Below are 18,573 nucleotides of genomic sequence, written 5' to 3'. Positions count from 1 at the left end.
TTGTGCATCTTTACAAAACTCATCACTGGCATTTTTATTCTACCGCCATCAAACGGCGGTACTCATCCCAGGCATACAGATCGGTCATTCCACTAATGTAATCCTGCAACAGGCGGGCGCGATAATAATATTCCCAGATTTCGGTCTCAGCGGGGGTTTTATCCAGCCGTTCAACCGCTTCATTATAGGCCTGACGGAAACGGGTGGAGAGTTTATGAAAAAGCCGCGTCTCGATCGGATATCCTTTCAGATAATCTTTTTCTACCAGCTCGCTAAATTCCTGCTGTGTCAGCAACAGCAGCGGCCGGTAGATATCCAGTAGCCCGCTGATCACTCGATATCCCTGTAGCTCCAGCTGTTCCACCTCGGGATGGTTAAAAACATGGCGAAACGCGACTTTCTTAAAGATATCCAGCAGCAGGCTGTGCGGGCTGCCGTCCTCCAGCAGTGCTTCGTTAAACTCGCCGTGATAGACCTCGGGAAGATTATCGATAAAACGATTTGCAGCGTGCGGGACCAGACGAGAAACGGTATTCACCCGTAAATACATAAAGAACTGGTCTTCGTTGCAGCGGCTGGAAGGCGAAGTGCGCGACTTTTCCAGCGCAACGGTAATCACCTCAGAAAACAGGTCACCGGACTGATGTTTCGGCCAAAGCCGGTATAAATGCTCGTAAAGCTGCTCAACGGTAAAAATATTTTTTTCTACCGCATCTTCCAGATCGGCAACGCAGTAGGAAATATCATCCGCCGCTTCCATAATATAGGTCAGTGGAAAACGGCAGTGTGGCTCTAAATCTAATTCCTGCCGCAAATTTGCGACATATTCTTCTTCAGCGAGATAATACCCCGGTTTCTTCATCAAATAACGATGGCTGACGGGGATTTCGCCGGTAAACCAGGCGGGGCGCGTATATTTTAAAATACAACCCACCTGCGCCCACGTCAGATTCATTTTCATCAGCGTATGCACCATGCGGATCGCCTGCGCATTACCTTCGAAGTGAGATAAATCTTGACGAATCTTTGCACGCAGCGGGTCAAGACCATCTTCTTTACTGCGTAAAACCGCCACCTCACAGCGATCGGCAGTGGCACTTTGCGGCTGCCAGTCAGCATCCAACCGCTGGCGGAACCAGTCGTTAATTGCCGACTCGCCGAAATGACCAAACGGCGGGTTGCCGATATCGTGCATCAGGCAGGCCATCTCGACGATGCTTTCAAACGGCCCGGTCAGTTGCGACAGCCCCAGCGGTTCCAGCTGCCCCTGCTCCTTCAGCCGGGTGAGCACCTCTTTGGCGATATAGCGCCCCACCTGCTGCACCTCCAGAGAGTGCGTCAGCCGGGTTCGTACCGCGGCGTTACGCTCCAGCGGAAAGACCTGGGTTTTCTGCTGCAGCCGACGAATAGCCGCCGAGTTAACGATCCGCCCGCGATCGCTTTCGAAAATGCGCAGGATCTCGTGCTCGTCCTTTTCACCTTCATAGGGGCGATAGCAGCGCTGCCAGTTAATTTTTTTGCGAAAGTCGATCCCGGTCATCCGGAGTTCCCTGTTATTTCCGTTATGTTGCCATGATAGACTATGCGCCGAAAACCACGAAAAATTCCACTGAAATAGCGAGTATCCCCATGAAAGCAGGCATTATTGGTGCAATGGAACAGGAAGTGACGCTGCTGCGTGACAAGATTGAAAACCGTCAAACGCTCACGCTGGCAGGCTGCGAAATCTATACCGGTACGTTAAACGGCGTCGAGGTGGCCCTGCTGAAATCCGGCATTGGTAAAGTCTCCGCCGCGCTGGGCACCACACTGCTGCTGGAACTGTGTAAACCCGACTTCATTATTAACACCGGTTCTGCCGGTGGCCTGGCCCCGTCGCTGAAAGTCGGTGATATCGTCGTTTCCGATGAAGTGCGCTATCACGATGCCGACGTGACCGCCTTCGGCTACGAGCCAGGCCAGATGGCCGGCTGCCCGGCTGCGTTTAAAGCCGACGACAAGCTGATTGCGGCGGCAGAACAGTGCATCAGCGATCTGCAGCTGAATGCGGTACGCGGCCTGGTGGTTAGCGGCGACGCCTTTATCAACGGTGCAGAGCCGCTGGCGCGCATTCGCGGTACCTTCCCGCAGGCGATCGCCGTCGAGATGGAAGCCACGGCAATCGGCCACGTTTGCCATCAGTTCGGCACGCCGTTTGTGGTCGTCCGCGCGATCTCCGACGTGGCAGATCAGGAATCTCACCTCAGCTTTGAAGAGTTCCTGGCCGTTGCCGCCACCCAGTCTTCCCTGATGGTTGAAACGCTGCTGGCCCAGCTGGCCAATGGCTAAAGGCCTCATCGCCCTGCTGCTGTGGCTGACCTTTTCCGCAGCAGCGGCACCGCAGCGGGTGGTCACACTGGCCCCCAATCTTACCGAACTGGCGTTTGCTGCTGGCATCACGCCGGTCGGCGTGAGCGACTATTCGGATTATCCTGCGGAGGCAAAAAGTATTGTCCACGTGGCCAACTGGCAGGGGATCAATACTGAAAAGCTGCTGAGCCTGAAGCCCGATCTGGTCATCGCCTGGCGTGGAGGAACATCACCGCGCCAGATCGAGCAGCTCCAGTCGCTGGGCGTGAAGGTGCTGTGGCTGGCCCCGGACTCCATCGAACAGCTTATCGCTACCCTGCGTCAGCTTGCAGAGTACAGCCCGCAGCCGCAGCAGGCAGAGCTGGCCGCTGCCACACTTCAACAGCAGTTCGACGATCTCCAGCAGCGCTATCGCCAGCCGCAGCGTAAGCGGGTGTTTTTGCAGTTCGGTATGAAGCCGCTGTTTACCGCAGCGGATAATACGCTGCAAAACGAAGTGCTCGGGCTGTGCGGCGGAGAGAATATTTTTTCCGACAGCCGCGTGCCCTGGCCGCAGGTCAGCCGTGAGCAAGTGCTGGTACGCCAGCCGCAGGCCATCGTGATGCCGGGTGACGCAGCACGGGCCGTGACGGTTGAGCAGTTCTGGCAACCACAGCTTAAGGTTCCGGTCTATACGGTCAACGACGACTGGTTCAGCCGGGCCGGGCCGCGCATCATTCTGGCCGCGCGGCAGCTTTGCGCCCAGTTACAGCCCGACAGAAAGTAAGAAATACCCATAACGCAGTTAAGAATCGCGCACTGAATGCCGCTTTTTGGCCAGTAGCGTGAAGAAGAAATACGGTAGCCGTGCAGTCGCGCGAGCTACCTGATTTTGGCCAACAGGCCTTATTGAAACATCAGGAAAATCAGATCATGAAAACCGTTTATCTGTCTCTGGGACTGATAATGGCGGCGCATACCTGTGTGGCTGCGACCAGCGGCACCATTGGTGTGCAACTCACCATCATTGCACCACCGTGCCAGGTTAATGGCAGTATGTCAGCCACCTCACACCTGCCCACCGTCGCCTGCGGCACGCGCAGCGACGTTCAGCCGAAAATCACCGAGGCGATTCTCAGCCCAAAAACGGAAACCGATCTGGAAAAAAGGCTCATCACCGTTGAATGGTAAAGCCCTGCCCGGCACCGCTGTGCCGGGTGATTACCCTTACCGTGCAGGCCAGGGTAATCTCAGAAGAGAAGCTATCAGATGCTGAAGGAGGAACCGCAGCCGCAGGTGGTTTTCGCATTCGGGTTGGTCACAATAAAGCGTGAACCTTCCAGCCCTTCGGTATAGTCCACCGCGCCGCCGACCAGATACTGCAGGCTCATCGGGTCGACAACCAGCGCCACGCCCGCTTTCTCGATAGTCATGTCACCGTCGTTAATTTTATCGTCAAAAGTGAAGCCGTACTGAAAACCGCTACAACCACCGCCGGTGATATACACGCGCAGTTTCAGATCCGGGTTGTTCTCATCGGAAATCAGATTCTTCACTTTACTGGCCGCTGCTTCGGTAAACTGCAGGGGTACGGCTACGTCGTCGCTCATTTAAAATACTCCAGGATGCACTCAGGCCATTTGCCTGACAGGTCATTATTCGACCATTGTTATGGCTATTATCTTATACGCAGGGGTAGCAATCAAGTTATGGCTGTACCACCCCGTGCGGTGATCCCTATCTGCTGCCCTACCGTACTCAGAGTGCGGGCAGATAGTGTGGAATACAAGCGCAGTCGCTGAGTTAATTTTTTCTGCCTTTCGTTTCGCGCAGGTGTTCCCTTAGAATAGACGGGTTTTTTAATGAATAATCAGGAGCGGTTCCATGAGTAAGTCTGAAAACCTGTACGCTCAGGCGCAGCAATTCATCCCCGGCGGCGTGAATTCGCCGGTGCGAGCCTTTACCGGCGTCGGCGGCGTGCCGCTCTTCATTGAACGCGCCGACGGTGCCTGGCTGTATGACGCCGACGGCAAAGCCTATATCGACTACGTCGGTTCCTGGGGGCCAATGGTTCTCGGTCACAACCATCCCGCTATTCGCAACGCGGTGATCGAGGCGGCCGAGCGCGGCCTCAGCTTCGGTGCACCAACCGAGATGGAAGTGAAAATGGCGCAGCTGGTCACCGAACTGGTGCCGACCATGGATACAGTGCGCATGGTTAACTCGGGAACCGAAGCCACCATGAGCGCCATTCGCCTGGCGCGCGGCTTCACCCACCGCGATAAAATCATCAAGTTTGAAGGCTGCTACCACGGCCACGCCGACTGCCTGCTGGTGAAAGCCGGCTCCGGCGCGCTGACCCTCGGCCAGCCGAACTCTCCGGGTGTCCCGGCCGATTTCGCCAAACATACGCTGACCTGCACCTATAACGATCTCGCCAGCGTACGTGCCGCCTTTGAGCAGTACCCGGAAGATATCGCCTGTATCATCGTTGAGCCAGTGGCCGGGAATATGAACTGTATCCCACCGCTGCCGGAATTCCTGCCGGGCCTGCGCGCGCTGTGCGATGAGTTCGGCGCGCTGCTGATTATCGATGAAGTGATGACCGGTTTCCGCGTGGCGCTGGCGGGTGCGCAGGCTTACTACGACGTTGAGCCGGATCTGACATGCCTGGGCAAAATCATCGGCGGCGGCATGCCGGTGGGCGCGTTCGGCGGTCGCCGTGAAGTGATGGATGCGCTGGCGCCGGTCGGTCCGGTTTACCAGGCGGGCACGCTTTCCGGCAACCCGATTGCGATGGCGGCAGGATACGCCTGCCTGACCGAAATCTCTCAGCCGGGTACCCATGCCACACTGACCGATCTGACGACTGAACTGGCGGAAGGCCTGCTGGAAGCCGCCGCGGCGGAAAATATCCCGCTGGTGGTGAACCACGTCGGCGGCATGTTTGGTCTGTTCTTTACCGATGCAAAGACCGTCACCAGCTACGCAGACGTGACAAAATGCGATGTGGAACGCTTTAAGCGCTTCTTCCACCTGATGCTGGAAGAAGGGGTGTATTTCGCGCCTTCAGCGTTTGAGGCCGGCTTTATGTCCCTCGCACACAGTAAAGAGGATATCCAGCGCACGATTTCTGCTGCACGCCGCAGTTTCGCTAAGCTGTAATCACGCACCCTCGCATCGCGTCGGCGGCCATCTGTCGCTGACCGCAGCATAAAAAACGGGGCTTTCGCCCCGTTCAGATTGCCGTTGAACCCCCACTTTTCCGGTGGGGTTCGTCTTTTTCATTACGACTTCCGCAGCAGATACACAAAGTACGGCGCACCGATAAAGGTGGCCAGCAGCCCTGCCGGGATCTGATCGGGGAAGGAGAGCATGCGCCCGCACCAGTCGGCCGCGACCATCAGGCCACCGCCCAACAGCGCAGCCATCACCTGCTGCGGTAGCGCGCGGCGGAAGCCGAGCATACGCGCCATATGCGGCGCCATCAGCCCGACAAAACTCAGCGGACCAATGGTTAACGTCGCGGCAGCGGTCAGACAGGCCGCCAGCAGCAGCAGGGCCAGCCGCGAAGGCGTCAGCGCCATGCCCACCGCTTTCGCCGTCATACCGCCCAGCGGAAGTACGGTCAGCCAGCGACGGCACAGCGGCACCAGCGCAATCAGCACCACGGCGATTATCACCGTGCGCAGCGCCTGCGGGGCATCGATTTTGTAGGTCGAGCCCGCCATCCAGGTCAGTAGGCTGGCCATTCGCGGATCACCGCTGGCGAGCAGCAGCATGGTAATGGTGGTAAAAGCGGTACTCAGCGCCATCCCCGCCAGCAGCATACGCTCCGGCGAGAAGCCACCGCGCCCGGCAGCAATCGAGATGATCAGCAGCGTCACCGCCGCGCCGAGCGTGCCCGCGGGCAACAGCCAGCCAAACGCATCGCCGGGAACGATAAACAGCATGATCACCACGCCGAAGGCGGCACCGGAGCTGATGCCCAGCACTTCCGGGCTGGCCATCGCATTCCCCGTCAGGCGCTGCACCATACAGCCCGCCACGCCGAGCATCATCCCGGTGGCCAGCGCGGCCACCAGCCTTGGGCCACGCCACGGCAGCAGCTGCTGCCAGAGGTCACCGGTTGCCCATACCCAGCCATCGGCATTGCGGCCAAAGCTTAGCGCGATCGCCGCCAGCACCAGCATGACTCCGCCGCCGCACAGCGACCAGAGCAGCACGTTCTGCCGTTCCGCCGGCACGCGATCGCCAAAGTTCATCGCCGGACCGCTGCCGCCGGTCCGCAGGCGCGGCAGCAGCCACAGCAGCAGTGGCGCACCGATCACCGCCGTTACCGTCCCGGTGGAGATTTCCCCCAGCCGATCGGTCAGCCACAGCACGCACTGGTCCGCCAGCCACAGCAGCAGCGCACCGATCAGCGGTGCCAGCAGCAAACGGCTGAACAGACGACGGAAGCCGAGCATCTTCGCCAGCAGCGGAGAGAACAGCCCGATAAAGCCGATAATCCCGGCGGCATTCACCAGCGAGGCGCTGATCAGGATGGCGATCGCCAGTACGGCAAAACGCGCCAGCGACAGCCCCAGACCAAGGTTTTTCGCCACGCCGTCGTCCAGGCCCATCAGGGTCATCGGCCGCAGCATCAGCAGCGTCAGCACCACACCGGCCAGCAGGCGCGGCCAGATAAAGCTGACGTTGCTCCAGTCCATCTGATTCAGTGAACCGGTGCTCCACAGGAACATGTTTTGCAGTTGGTCGTGGTTAAAGATGGCGAAAATCTGGTTTACCGCCCCACAGTAAAGGGACAGCACCAGCCCGGCGAGGATTAGCGTCACCGGCGACATGCGTTTACCCCACGCCACGCCAAACACCAGCAGACCGATAGCCACCGCTCCGATGGTCGCCGCCAGCTGCTGGGTGACTAATCCACCGGGCAGGCTCCAAAGCGTAGCCACAGTGATACCGAGCTGGGCACCGCTGGCCACGCCAAGCGTGGTCGGCTCCGCCAGCGGGTTGCGCAATACCTGCTGGAACAACAGGCCGACCAGCCCCAGCCCGGCGCCGACCAGCAGCGACAGAGCCAGCCGCGACAGCAGACTGTGGTGGAACACCATTTGCTGAATGTTATCGGCGTCCGGGGAGCGCAGCGCCAGCAGCCACTGATCCATCGGCAAATGATGTTTAAAGTTACTGAGGGTCAGCAGCAGCGCGGAAACAAACAGCAGCAGCAGCAGGAAAATGGGCAGGCGATACGTTTTAATCATTTTTCCCCCAGCGCGCTGTCAAGAGTATGGATCAGCTGAATAGCCGACAGCGTTGCGCCGTAGAACCACACGCGTGGTACCTGGCGGAAGCGGCCCTCGCGGACAAACGGCAGCGACTGCCAGAGCGAAGCGGAGGTCACCTGGTCGATAATATTCTGGTTGTCGTGCTCAAAGTTAATCGCCTCAACATCGTGCATATCGGCCAGCCGTTCAATACCGACCACCACGCTGCCCCAAAAGGTACTCTCCCCTTTCCAGGCATTAACCAGCCCCAGATCGTCCATCACCTGCTGGAACAGACCGTTGGCGCTGAACACAATGGCATGGCGTGCGTCGAAGATAGACATCAGCAGCAGCGGTCGCTGCGGTCGTGCCGCCAGACGCGTTTTCACCCGCAGGATCAACGCATCCAGTTCGGCCAGATGCGCCTCCGCCTGCGGCACGCGATGAATGCGTTTAGCCAGCGCCATCAGCGAGTCGCGGGCGGCGCTCAGCGGCTTGCCTTTACCGTCGTTAAAGGAGAAGCCCATACCCGGCGCGATGCGTTCGAAGCGGGCCGGATCGGGACCGTAGCCCTGAGAATAGAGGATCAGCGACGGCCGCATCTGGGTGAGCAGCTCAAGATTAGGTTCGGTGCGCAGACCAACATCGACAACGGAAGACGGCAGCTCCGGCTTGCCGACCCACTGGCGGTAATTAAACAGTTCAGCGGCACCCATTGGCGTTACGCCCAGCGCCATCAACAGCTCCAGCGGCAGCCACTCCAGCGCGATAATCCGCTCTTCGGTCGGTAGCTGGGCAATAGCGGGAAGATGGGCGAGCAGCGGAGAAAAAGCGAGCGCCGTCAGCAGACGGCGGCGTGTGATATCCGGGGTCACAATCAATCCTTAGTAAACAAAGCTTACCGGTGCCCCACCCTGCGGATGCGGCAATATCCCCATTGGAATACCGTAAATTTCCTGTAGCACGTCGCCGTCCATAATCGCCTCGGGCTCGCCCTGGGCAATCATTTCACCGCCGCGCAGCGCCACCAGGTGGTCGCAGTAGCGGGCAGCCATATTAATATCGTGCAGCACGGCAATCACCGTCAGACCACGCTCGCGGCTGAGGCGTTGGATCAGCGCCAGCACTTCAACCTGATGGGCAATATCCAGCGCGGAAGTCGGTTCATCCAGCAGCAGGCAGCGGCTGTTCTGCGCCACCAGCATGGCAATCCACGCACGCTGGCGTTCTCCTCCGGAGAGGCTGTCCACCAGCCGCTGGGCAAACGGCTTCAGGCCGACCAGCGCAATAGCTTCATCCACGCGTTCGCGGTCCTCAATACCGTAACGCCCTAACGCACCGTGCCACGGGTAGCGGCCAATCGCCACCAGCTCGCGCACCGTCATCCCTTCAGCGGCAGGCAGCTGCTGCGGCAGATAGGCTACTTCACGGGCGAAGGCTTTGTTCTGCCAGTCCGCCACCGGGCGATCGTTGAGCATCACCTGCCCCGCCGTTGCCGCATGATGGCGGCCGAGCATTTTAAGCAGGGTGGATTTACCGGAACCGTTGTGGCCAATCAGCCCACAGACTTTTCCGGCAGGAAAGGTCAGAGACAGCGGCTGAAGCAGCGTTCGGCCTGGAACGGTAAAACTGACGTGATCGAGAGAGAAAGTCGTTTCTGTAGCGTGCTGAGGTTGCATAGCGATCTTCTGATTGGCGGGCGCAGCGAACCGCGCCCGGTTAGACATTTAGAAGCGGAAAGTAGCAGTACCAACGATTTGACGATCCGCGCCCCAGTAGCAGGCGTAGTCGCGGTAGCAGCTGGCAACGTATTCACGATCGAACAGGTTGTTGATGTTCACACCGACGGAAGAACCCGGCAGGCCGAAGCGACCCAGATCGTATTTCACCGCCGCATCAACCACCGAGTAGGAGGCTACGCTGAAGTTTTTATTAATATCGGTTCCGGTGCTGTACTGACCCACGCTGTTACCCACGTAGCGAATGCCGCTGCCAATGGTCAGGCCGCTAAGCGCCGTTTCATGGAAGGTGTAATCAGCCCACAGGGAAGCCATGTTTCTTGGCACCTGCACCGGGCGCTGATCCTGCAGATCGGTATCATGCGTGTATTTCGCATCGGTCAGGCTGTAGGAGGCCGTCACGTTGATGTTGGCATTAACGGCGGCTTTCGCTTCCAGTTCAATGCCGCGTGAACGCATTTCACCGCTCTGCACGCTGAAGAAGTTATGATCCGGATCGCCGGTCAGGTTTTTATTCTTGGTCAGCTCATACACCGCCGCAGTGATCACAATCGGACGATCTTTCGGTACGAATTTCACCCCGGCTTCATACTGCTTGGCGCGTGATGGATCGAACGGCTGACCACCGTAAGTGGTACCTGCCGTCGGCAGGAACGACTCGCTGTAGCTGAAGTATGGTGCGATACCGTTATCAAACACGTAGTTCACACCGCCGCGCCAGGTAAACTGCTGATCGTTTTTCTCAGCGGTACTGTTACCGGTACGGTTATAGGCGGAAGTGGTGGCGAAATCATAGCGACCACCCAGCGTCAGCACCCAGCGATTCCACTCCAACTGATCCTGCGCATACAGGCCGGTTTGCTCCTGCTTGTTCAGATATTTATACGGGAAGTTAAGGGTATAGCTGTCGTTGCCATACTGCGGGTTAATCGCGCTGATTGGATTTGCTGAGCCAAAGTCGGCGTTAATGTCGTTACGCATGCGCAGATAATCAACACCCATCAACAGCGTATGGTCAACATCGCCGGTGGCAAACTTCGCCTGAACCTGGGTATCTACGGTGAAAGTGTTCAGCTCTTCCTGCGACAGGGCCACGCCACGAGTGATTTCGTTGGTAGCACTGTTGAAACCGTTGCCGTAGATACTGCGATAATCGGTGGTGACCTTCGCATAGCGCAGGTTCTGGTGCACGGTCCAGGTGTCATTGAACTGATGATCGAAGCTGTATCCCACCATCTGCTGCTTGCGGGAAATTTTGTTGCTGTCCTCACCCTCATCAAAGTTGGTTGGCAGCTTATGCTGATTCCCGTTGGAATCGATAATCGGCACTACCGTACCCTGACGCGGCAGCCAGCCGTAATAGCCGGTTTCTGGCTCGTTCTGGAAATAGCTGAGGAAGGTAAAGTTGGTTTTATCGTTTGGCTGCCAGCTGAACGAAGGCGCAATGGTGTAGCGCTTCTCTTTGTTCATCTCCTGCTGCGCATCCTGGCTACGAGCCTGGCCGGTCAGGCGGTAAGAGAATTCGTTGTTGTCATCCAGCGCGCCGCCAAAATCGAATCCGGTTGAGTAAAGATTATCGCTACCCATCTGGAACTGGACTTCACGCAGCGTTTCGGTGGTCGGGCGCTTGCTGACCAGCGCGACAACACCACCCGGGTTGCTTTTGCCGTAGAGTACGGATGCAGGACCGTGCAGCAGCTCTGCTCGCTCCAGGAAGTAAGGGTCAATGTTAAACTCGGAGTAGTTATCCCCCTGCAGTTTCATACCGTCCAGATACTGGTTGGTGTTGGTTTCGCTGAACCCACGAATCGCCAGCGCATCGATCACGTTTGATGCGCCGCGGTTACCCACCATCACGCCCGGCGTATAGCCGAAGGCTTTTTTGACCGACTGAACCTGACGCATCTCCATTTCCTGACGAGTAACGATAGAAACGGACTGCGGGTTTTTTTCAATTGGCGTATCTGTTTTCGTCCCGGTTGCAGAATGCTCTGCTGCAATCGTCGGGGAAGGTCCCCATGCACTTTCCTGCGGTCCATTCGCGGCATTAGCACTTACGGTGATCGTCTGTTCACCGGCGGCAATAGCATTGCCTAATCCCGCCAGCGACATGGCGACAAAAATTGCCAGCTGACGCTTACGGGTGTTTATGATTGAATTATTTGATGAAAAATCACGCGAATGGGCCATATTGCTTTTCTCTGAACAAAGAGTGATTGAGTGAGTGGTAAATGTGAAGCTAAACGAGAATTATTATTATAACGGATTAGATAATATGCGAAACAAAGCAAGTTCTGCAAGAAAAAATCGGCTTGTTAAAACGCAGAAAGGGCCGCGCAAGCAATGCTCACGCAACCAGAAAAGAGATTATTGTTTGTAAGGTTAAAAATAAGATCTATAGCAAATCAATAATATTGCCGGAAATAGATTAAAGATACTTACTGATGAAGTTCTGCTTTAACCTGCTCTATTTGTTTATGGAATTCAGGCAACGTTTGCAGGCGCGCATATATGGAATTCAGGCAACGTTTGCAGGCGCGCATATTCGGTTGCACCAACATAACGGCCTGCATCGACATCGCTCTGCCAGTGGGCACCGCAAATAACCCGGCTTTGACCAAACTCATAGCCTTTTTTCATTAACTCTTTTGCCCGCTCCGGCTTCGCCTGCGAGAATGCCAGTGCCGTCAACGTGCCAAAAGCGGTATGGCCAGAAGGGTAAGAGCCATTTTTTCGCAACGCTGCTTCATCGGCGGGCCGGCAGGTCGGGTTATTAAACACCACGAACGGACGCACTCGCATGTAATGCTGCTTCGCCCGGTTGCTGGCATAATCAGCCCCGACCACCAGCAGCTCTCCCAACATCTTCCAGGTCTCCGGCGTGCTGGTTTCGCTGATATTAACACCCAGCGCTTGCGACCAGACCTTAGCCTGATTTGCCTGGTGAAGATCGGCATCTTCCGCCGCCTGCTTCCAACGTGCCGATCCCTTCATTTTGAAGCCGTTACGATAGGCCGCTTTGTCATTTTCAAAGGCAGCATCCCCCTGTTTCGGCGGCGGTGGCAGGTAGTAAAGGCTGTCGACGGTGTAAGATTCTTCGTGAAGTGGAGCGGGCTTTAATTGCGGTTGATCGGCTGCCTGAATGGCGGTCGTCGATAATAACGTAGCACTAAACAGCAAGCTGGAAACAATTAAATTATGCTTCATACATTATCCCTTTAATAAAATTAATCAGCGCTCACATACTCTCTGAAACAGATGTTTAAAAAATGCGCTCACGATCCTGTTTTTTATAAAAGGATGTAAAATAAAAGTTTAAATAGCACGCAAGGTTAAAATAAATAGTTAATACAAACAATTAATTATTCACAAATCCCATAAGAATAAAAAAACCCGAATTGATAACAATATCGAATTCGGGTCTTATTTTTTACTGATATGCCGAAGTGCGCTTTATTTCCGGGGAGATTACCTCCCCGGTTATGCTGACATGTTCAGGTTGATTATTGACCGAACATATCCTTAATCCAGCCAGCGACGCCATCGCTATCCTTCTGCTGATCCTGTGACTGCTGCGGCTGAGTCTGCGGCTGCCCCTGAGGATTCTGCTGAGGATTGTTGTTTTGCTGCAGCATATGCTGCTGTTGCTGCTGCTGATCAAACTGCTGTTGTTGCTGCTGGCAGAGCGCATCGGCGTCGGTGGTCCATACCGGCAAGGAGCGCCAGCTGCTGCTGCCTGAGCCACAGACAAAGTTACCGGCAGAGTCGACGTTCATTCGGGCGATGTCCTCAGGAGGCGTCAGCTGCAGCGGCATCGGTGCCTGATTTTCCAGATAGCGGCGATACAGCTGCATCGCCCCGCTGGCCCCGTACAGCTTGGTCGGCTGGTTGTTATCACGACCAATCCAGGTAATCGCCACTTCTTTACCGTCGATCCCGGCAAACCAGCTGTCCACCAGGTTATTGGTCGTACCGGTTTTCCCTGCCAGCATCGCTTTCGGATATTTGGCACCCAGCGCACGCGCCGTACCGTGATCCGCCACCTGCTGCATGGTATAGAGCGTCAGGTAAGCCGCCTGCGCGCTGACCGTACGCTCCGCCTGCGGGAAGCTCTGATACAGCACGGTGCCGTCTTCCGCAATCACCGAGCGTAACGCCGACAGTGGAGCACGGTTACCGCCGCTGGCAATCGTCTGGAAAGCCTGCGCGACTTCAACTGGCGTCAGGTTCAACGCACCCAGCAGCATCGCCGGAACCGGCTGTAGCTGATCTTTCGATACGCCCAGCCTGGTCCAGGTGTCCACCACCTGCGGCAGGCCCAGCGTCATCCCCAGATTCACCGTCGGCACGTTCATCGAGTTGGTCAACGCATCAACCAGCATCACCTGGCCGCTGAAACGGTGGTCGTCGTTCTGCGGACGCCAGATCTGGCCGTTAGGCTGCTTCAGCGAGATCGGATTATCGGCTATCCACGTGTTCAAACGGTAGGTATCCGGCTGGCTCAGCGCGGTCAGATAGGTCGCTGGTTTCGCCAGTGAACCAATTGAACGCCGCGCCTGAAGCGCACGGTTATAGCCGGCAAACTGCGGATCGGCACCGCCGACCATTGCGCGCACTTCACCGCTGAAGCGATCGACCACCACCATCGCGGTTTCCAGATCGTTCAGACCGCGCTGTTTGCGTAGCGCCGGAATACCATCCTCAACGGATTTCTCCGCCGCATCCTGCGAAACCGAATCCAGGGTGGTGAAGATCTTCACGCCGGAGAGATCTTTAACCTTATCACCCAGCTTCGCCTGCAGCTCGTTACGTACCATCTGCATAAATGCAGGCTGCGGCGTAATCACTCCACCTTTCGGCTGCACGCCCAGCGGACGGGCGCTCAGCATGTCGTAGAGCTCCTGGTCGATCACGTTTTGCTGCTGTAACAGACGCAGCACCAGGTTACGACGCTCCAGCGCCAGCTTAGGATTGCGCCACGGGTTGTACAACGACGCGCCCTTCACCATGCCCACCAGCAGCGCCTGCTGATCGAGGCTCAGCTCATCAACCGGACGACCGAAATAGTAAAGGCTGGCCAGCGGGAAGCCACGGATCTGATCGCTGCCCGCCTGACCGAGGTAAACCTCGTTCAGATACAGCTCAAGGATACGATCCTTGCTGTAGCGCGCATCCATAATCAGCGCCATATAGGCTTCGTTCGCCTTACGCCACAGCGAACGTTCGTTGGTCAGGAACAGGTTCTTCACCAGCTGCTGGGTCAGCGTACTGCCGCCCTGCACCGCGCGACCGGCGGTAATATTGGCGAGGAACGCACGGCCAATTGAGTAGAAGCTGATGCCGTCATGCTGGTAGAAGTGACGGTCCTCGGTAGCTACCAGCGTGTCCACCAGCAGGTCCGGGAAACCAGCACGGGGAACAAACAGGCGCTGTTCGCCGTTCGGCGATTGCAGCATGGTAATCAGCCGCGGATCGAGGCGGAAGAAACCAAAGCTGCGGCCGTTGTCGAGGTTTTTAATGTCGCTCAGGCTGTCGCCGCTGAAGCTGAGACGTGCGCGGATCTGCCCCTCTTTACTGTCGGGGAAATCAAACGGACGGCGGATCATCTCAATGCTGTTGGCCTGCACGGTGAATTCACCGGGGCGCGTCATGCGCGTGACCTGGCGGTACTGCGTGCCTTCCAGCAAAGCGATCATCTCTTTTTTGTTGTAGGACATGCCCGGCTCAAGGCTGACCATACGACCATAGACCGTGGCCGGCAGCTGCCAGACTTTGCCATCAATACGGCTGCGGATCTGTGAATCGAGATAAACGCCATAGGCGGCCATCGCCACAATAAAGATCACCAGCAGTTTAAGCAGCAGTCGTAGCCAACGGCGTTTTTTACGCGGTGGTTTACCTTTTCCCTTACGTGGCACCGGGGTTACCTCCTCGTCTTCCTGGTCATCATCCTGATCGTCATATTCGTCATACTCTTCTTCCCTGTAGCGACCTTTTCCCGCAGATTTCCGCGTTGGCTTGGGCTGCTTACCTTTGCGCCCGATAGGCTCGCGATCGTCAGACATTCGTTTCATTTCTCCTGAGGCAGGCGTCGGCAACGCCGACTACTCTCGTCTTACTCTGGCTATTGCGGAAGAAGAACCTTCCGAAATAGCGCGGCCGTCATGCCAGCTAAACAAAGCCGGAACTTATGACGGGTTGGAAAATTTTTTAACCCGCCGCGTGGGGAGCGCGCTGGCGGGATCGTCGGGCCACAGATGCTTTGGATAGCGCCCTTTCATCTCTTTCTGCACGTCACGATATGCTCCGGCCCAGAAGGCCGCCAAATCGCGCGTGATCTGCAACGGCCGATGCGCCGGAGACAAAAGCTCCAGCACCAGCGGCACTCTTCCCTGCGCAACGCTGGGATTCTGCGCTTCGCCGTACATCTCCTGCAGTCGCACCGCCAGCACCGGGGGCTTATCATCATGGTAGACGATCGGCAGCCGACTTCCGGTGGGCACAGTGTAATGAGTTGGCAACACAGTATCCAGTTGCTGACGCTGTGACCATGTCAACATTTGTAAGAGCGCACCTACCACATCCAGCTGCTTCAGTCCTTTACCGTCGCGTACGCCACTCATCGCCGGCAACAGCCACTGTTCAAGCGTAGCCAGCAGCGTGGACTCGTCGGCAGCGGGCCACTCGGCCTCCGGTAGCCACTGTGCAGCACACAAAAGCCGCAGTCGCAGCTGTTCGGCCTGCGGCGTCCAGTTCAGCACGCTCAGCCCTTTGCCGCGCACCCAGCGCAGCATGGCGGCATGCAGTTCCTGCTCATCGGGCTTAGCCAGCGGCTGCGATTTAAGGACCAACTGGCCGATCTGCTCGCGTTTCCAGGCGCGCAGCGTGCCTTTTTCTTCGTCCCACTCCACTTCCGTTTGCTGCTGTACCAGCGCCGGAACCTCACGGATCAGGGAGTCAATCGTGACCGGCAGCGCCTGCAATATTCGCGCATCGGGCTGGCTGCCGCTTTGCAGCAGAGCCGGCACAATCAGCCATTCGTAACGGGTCAGCGCCTCATCATTTTCCAGCGTGGCACCGCTGCCGTTCGCCAGCTGATAGCGCCCCCCATCGCCACGACGCCGGGCAATCCGGTCCGGGAAAGCCGCCGCCAGCAGCGGAGCAAGGCGATCCTCATCCACTGTGCCACCGCTGATGCCCGCCCGCTGCTGGAGCTGCTTTGCCCGGCGCTGCCAGTGCGGCAGACGGCGATGAAAACCGTCGCGCAGATCGATACTGCCGCGCGGTGGATCTTCAAGCATCGCCACCAGCTGCGCGGCGGTGGCAACGGCATCGGCACTGTCACCCGCTGCCGCCAGCATCACCCCGAAGCGCGGCTCGCTGCCCAGCGCGGCAATTTTACGCCCGCGCGCGGTCAGCTGTCCGCCGTCGTCCGCCACGCCCAGCTGACATAAAAGCTGTCGGGCGGCGTCAATAGCCGTCTGGGGGGGACGATCCAGCCAGTTTAGCTGATCGGCATCACGACAGCCCCACTGCAGCAGATCCAGCCAAAGGGCGGAGAGATCGCTGTGCAGGATCTCCGGTTCGCCGTGTGACGCCGCGCGCTCCGCCTGCTCTTTCGCCAGCAAATGCAGGCAGATGCCGGGTTCAAGTCGCCCGGCACGACCGGCACGCTGGGTCATCGAAGCCTGGCTGACACGCTGGGTTTGCAGACGGGTCAGGCCGGTGCGCACATCGAACAGCGCACTACGTTCCAGCGCGCTGTCCACCACCAGCCGGATACCTTCAATCGTCAGGCTGGTTTCGGCAATATTGGTTGCCAGCACGACTTTACGCCGCCCCTCCGCCGCGGGCAGGATCGCCCTTTGCTGCTCGGACAGCGGCAGCGCGCCGTAAAGCGGGCAGAGATCGATATCGGCCGCGATCATCTCAGCCAGTTGGGTCTGCACCCGCTGGATCTCAGCCACGCCGGGCAAAAACAGCAGCAGCGATCCCGGTTCTTCACGCAGCAGCTGCGCCGTCTGCCGGGCTACCGCTTCGTCGAAACGCTGATTCGTCGCCATCGGCTGGTAACGGCGGTCCACCGGATACGATCGCCCTTCAGACACAATCATCGGTGCCTGCGGCAGACGTTTGCTTAGCGCCGCGTTATCCAGCGTCGCCGACATAATCAGCACCTTCAGATCGTCACGCAGCCCCTGCTGCACATCCAGCAGCAGCGCCAGGGCCAGATCGGCCTGCAGGCTGCGTTCATGGAATTCATCAAGGATGACCAGCGACACGCCTTCCAGCATCGGGTCCTGCTGCAACATGCGGGTTAAGATCCCTTCCGTCACCACCTCCAGCCGGGTCTGCGGCCCGCTGCGGCTTTCACCGCGCATGCGGTAACCGACGATCCCACCCGGCTCCTGCCCCAGCTGTTCCGCCAGCCGCTGCGCCACGTTGCGCGCCGCCAGCCTGCGCGGCTCCAGCAGCAGAATGCGCCCGCTAAAGGAAGCCTGCTTTAAAATCTGTAGCGGCAGCCAGGTGGATTTCCCGGCACCGGTGGGGGCTGCCAGAAGGACCTGAGGGGAGGATTCCAGCGCCACCAGCAGCTCGGGCAAAATGGCACTGACCGGTAATGAACTCACGTTTAGCTCCATAACAACATGGTCTTAATCTTCCGCGCATTGTAGCATTCCCGGGTTTAATTTACCGGAGGACGCGATGGGCGCATCTAAACGGCTGTTCTTCGGCCTCAATCTGCCGGATGAGGTGAAGCAGCAGATTATCCAGTGGCGTGCCGACAGCTTTCCCGCTGAGGCCGGTTTTCCCGTTGCCGCCGAGAGCCTGTATCTGACGCTGGCGTATCTGGGTGAAGTGAGCGATGAGAAAGCGCAGATGCTGATGCAACTGGCCGGTCGCATTCGGCAACCGGGATTCACCCTGACACTGGACGATGCCGGCCACTGGCCGCGTTCGGGAACGATCTGGCTCGGGCCGCACCGCGCACCGCGGGGCCTGCTCCAGCTGGCAGACTTGCTGCGTTCCCAGGCAGCCCGCAGCGGGTGCTATCAATCGCCACAACCCTTTCATCCGCATGTCACATTACTGCGCCAGGCTACGCAGCCGGTAAAGCTGCCAGCACGCCATTTTAGCTGGTCGCTGCCCGTCGGGCGTTTTGTGCTGTTTCAGTCGCACTTCTCCCGCGGGCGAACCCGTATTAAGGAGATTAAGGACTGGGCGCTTCAATAAGG

Annotated in this window: 14 protein-coding genes; 5 read left to right on the top strand and 9 right to left on the bottom strand. The window is 57.8% G+C overall.

What is annotated here, in order from left to right; all coding sequences use genetic code 11:
• Positions 1–34: 34 nt before the first annotated feature.
• A complete protein-coding gene (dgt, locus tag JOE09_RS18590; protein ID WP_205066777.1) occupies positions 35–1,540 on the bottom strand; it encodes a dGTPase in 1,506 nt (501 codons plus the stop codon).
• Between the two features lie 89 nt (positions 1,541–1,629).
• Between dgt and mtnN the strand changes: the two genes are divergently transcribed.
• The 3 genes from mtnN (at position 1,630) to JOE09_RS18575 (ending at position 3,519) form a co-directional block, all read left to right on the top strand.
• Positions 1,630–2,328 (top strand): 5'-methylthioadenosine/S-adenosylhomocysteine nucleosidase, encoded by a 699-nt coding sequence (gene mtnN / locus JOE09_RS18585; RefSeq protein WP_205066776.1) that lies wholly within the window; start codon positions 1,630–1,632, stop codon positions 2,326–2,328.
• Positions 2,321–3,115: a vitamin B12 ABC transporter substrate-binding protein BtuF gene (gene btuF / locus JOE09_RS18580; RefSeq protein ID WP_205066775.1), complete on the top strand. Its 795-nt coding sequence runs from the start codon at positions 2,321–2,323 to the stop codon at positions 3,113–3,115. The genes mtnN and btuF overlap by 8 nt, the downstream gene beginning before the upstream one ends.
• A 146-nt stretch (positions 3,116–3,261) precedes the next feature.
• On the top strand, positions 3,262–3,519 hold the full coding sequence (locus tag JOE09_RS18575; RefSeq protein ID WP_205066774.1) for a hypothetical protein: 258 nt from the start codon (positions 3,262–3,264) through the stop codon (positions 3,517–3,519).
• Positions 3,520–3,593: 74 nt separating this feature from the next.
• Here the strand turns inward: JOE09_RS18575 and erpA are convergent, their stop codons facing one another.
• Positions 3,594–3,938, bottom strand: coding sequence for an iron-sulfur cluster insertion protein ErpA (gene erpA / locus JOE09_RS18570; RefSeq protein ID WP_105595431.1), 345 nt, complete (start codon positions 3,936–3,938; stop codon positions 3,594–3,596).
• 274 nt (positions 3,939–4,212) lie between these two features.
• On the opposite strand from erpA, the gene hemL reads away from it, so the two are divergent.
• Positions 4,213–5,493 (top strand): glutamate-1-semialdehyde 2,1-aminomutase, encoded by a 1,281-nt coding sequence (gene hemL, locus JOE09_RS18565; RefSeq protein WP_205066773.1) that lies wholly within the window; start codon positions 4,213–4,215, stop codon positions 5,491–5,493.
• 122 nt (positions 5,494–5,615) lie between these two features.
• Here hemL and fhuB read toward each other — a convergent pair whose 3' ends face one another.
• The 7 genes from fhuB to hrpB all read right to left on the bottom strand — a co-directional run bounded on the left by fhuB (position 5,616) and on the right by hrpB (position 17,967).
• Positions 5,616–7,595, bottom strand: coding sequence for a Fe(3+)-hydroxamate ABC transporter permease FhuB (fhuB, locus tag JOE09_RS18560; protein ID WP_239553166.1), 1,980 nt, complete (start codon positions 7,593–7,595; stop codon positions 5,616–5,618).
• Positions 7,592–8,473 (bottom strand): Fe(3+)-hydroxamate ABC transporter substrate-binding protein FhuD, encoded by an 882-nt coding sequence (gene fhuD / locus JOE09_RS18555; RefSeq protein ID WP_205066772.1) that lies wholly within the window; start codon positions 8,471–8,473, stop codon positions 7,592–7,594. The genes fhuB and fhuD overlap by 4 nt, the downstream gene beginning before the upstream one ends.
• A gap of 9 nt (positions 8,474–8,482) precedes the next feature.
• Positions 8,483–9,277 (bottom strand): Fe3+-hydroxamate ABC transporter ATP-binding protein FhuC, encoded by a 795-nt coding sequence (gene fhuC / locus JOE09_RS18550; protein WP_105595428.1) that lies wholly within the window; start codon positions 9,275–9,277, stop codon positions 8,483–8,485.
• 48 nt (positions 9,278–9,325) lie between these two features.
• Entirely contained in the window at positions 9,326–11,527 is a 2,202-nt protein-coding gene (gene fhuA / locus JOE09_RS18545; protein WP_205066771.1) for a ferrichrome porin FhuA, read from the bottom strand.
• A gap of 294 nt (positions 11,528–11,821) precedes the next feature.
• Entirely contained in the window at positions 11,822–12,544 is a 723-nt protein-coding gene (locus JOE09_RS18540; RefSeq protein WP_275584435.1) for an acid phosphatase, read from the bottom strand.
• Between the two features lie 296 nt (positions 12,545–12,840).
• Positions 12,841–15,402, bottom strand: a complete 2,562-nt coding sequence (gene mrcB, locus JOE09_RS18535; protein ID WP_205066811.1) for a bifunctional glycosyl transferase/transpeptidase — start codon at positions 15,400–15,402, stop codon at positions 12,841–12,843.
• Between the two features lie 123 nt (positions 15,403–15,525).
• Positions 15,526–17,967 carry an ATP-dependent helicase HrpB gene (gene hrpB / locus JOE09_RS18530; RefSeq protein ID WP_205066770.1) on the bottom strand — a complete coding sequence of 814 codons (2,442 nt, stop codon included), beginning with the start codon at positions 17,965–17,967 and terminating at the stop codon, positions 15,526–15,528.
• 76 nt (positions 17,968–18,043) lie between these two features.
• Here hrpB and thpR point away from each other — a divergent pair, with 76 nt between their 5' ends.
• A complete protein-coding gene (gene thpR / locus JOE09_RS18525; RefSeq protein ID WP_205066769.1) occupies positions 18,044–18,571 on the top strand; it encodes an RNA 2',3'-cyclic phosphodiesterase in 528 nt (175 codons plus the stop codon).
• Positions 18,572–18,573: the final 2 nt, after the last annotated feature.

The organism is Pantoea coffeiphila, assembly GCF_016909495.1.
Taxonomy (GTDB): Bacteria; Pseudomonadota; Gammaproteobacteria; order Enterobacterales; family Enterobacteriaceae; genus Erwinia; species Erwinia coffeiphila.
The sequence above is the reverse complement of the archived record's forward strand: the minus strand, read 5'-3'. Positions and strand labels throughout refer to the sequence as shown.

What these genes read in the sequence shown, in the direction of transcription:
- JOE09_RS18540 (WP_275584435.1), bottom strand. Translation starts at nt 12,544, where the DNA reads ATGAAGCATAATTTAATTGTTTCCAGCTTGCTGTTTAGTGCTACGTTA.
- fhuA (WP_205066771.1), bottom strand. Translation starts at nt 11,527, where the DNA reads ATGGCCCATTCGCGTGATTTTTCATCAAATAATTCAATCATAAACACC.
- btuF (WP_205066775.1), top strand. Translation starts at nt 2,321, where the DNA reads ATGGCTAAAGGCCTCATCGCCCTGCTGCTGTGGCTGACCTTTTCCGCA.
- fhuB (WP_239553166.1), bottom strand. Translation starts at nt 7,595, where the DNA reads ATGATTAAAACGTATCGCCTGCCCATTTTCCTGCTGCTGCTGCTGTTT.
- hemL (WP_205066773.1), top strand. Translation starts at nt 4,213, where the DNA reads ATGAGTAAGTCTGAAAACCTGTACGCTCAGGCGCAGCAATTCATCCCC.
- erpA (WP_105595431.1), bottom strand. Translation starts at nt 3,938, where the DNA reads ATGAGCGACGACGTAGCCGTACCCCTGCAGTTTACCGAAGCAGCGGCC.
- thpR (WP_205066769.1), top strand. Translation starts at nt 18,044, where the DNA reads ATGGGCGCATCTAAACGGCTGTTCTTCGGCCTCAATCTGCCGGATGAG.
- JOE09_RS18575 (WP_205066774.1), top strand. Translation starts at nt 3,262, where the DNA reads ATGAAAACCGTTTATCTGTCTCTGGGACTGATAATGGCGGCGCATACC.
- mtnN (WP_205066776.1), top strand. Translation starts at nt 1,630, where the DNA reads ATGAAAGCAGGCATTATTGGTGCAATGGAACAGGAAGTGACGCTGCTG.
- dgt (WP_205066777.1), bottom strand. Translation starts at nt 1,540, where the DNA reads ATGACCGGGATCGACTTTCGCAAAAAAATTAACTGGCAGCGCTGCTAT.
- fhuC (WP_105595428.1), bottom strand. Translation starts at nt 9,277, where the DNA reads ATGCAACCTCAGCACGCTACAGAAACGACTTTCTCTCTCGATCACGTC.
- mrcB (WP_205066811.1), bottom strand. Translation starts at nt 15,402, where the DNA reads ATGTCTGACGATCGCGAGCCTATCGGGCGCAAAGGTAAGCAGCCCAAG.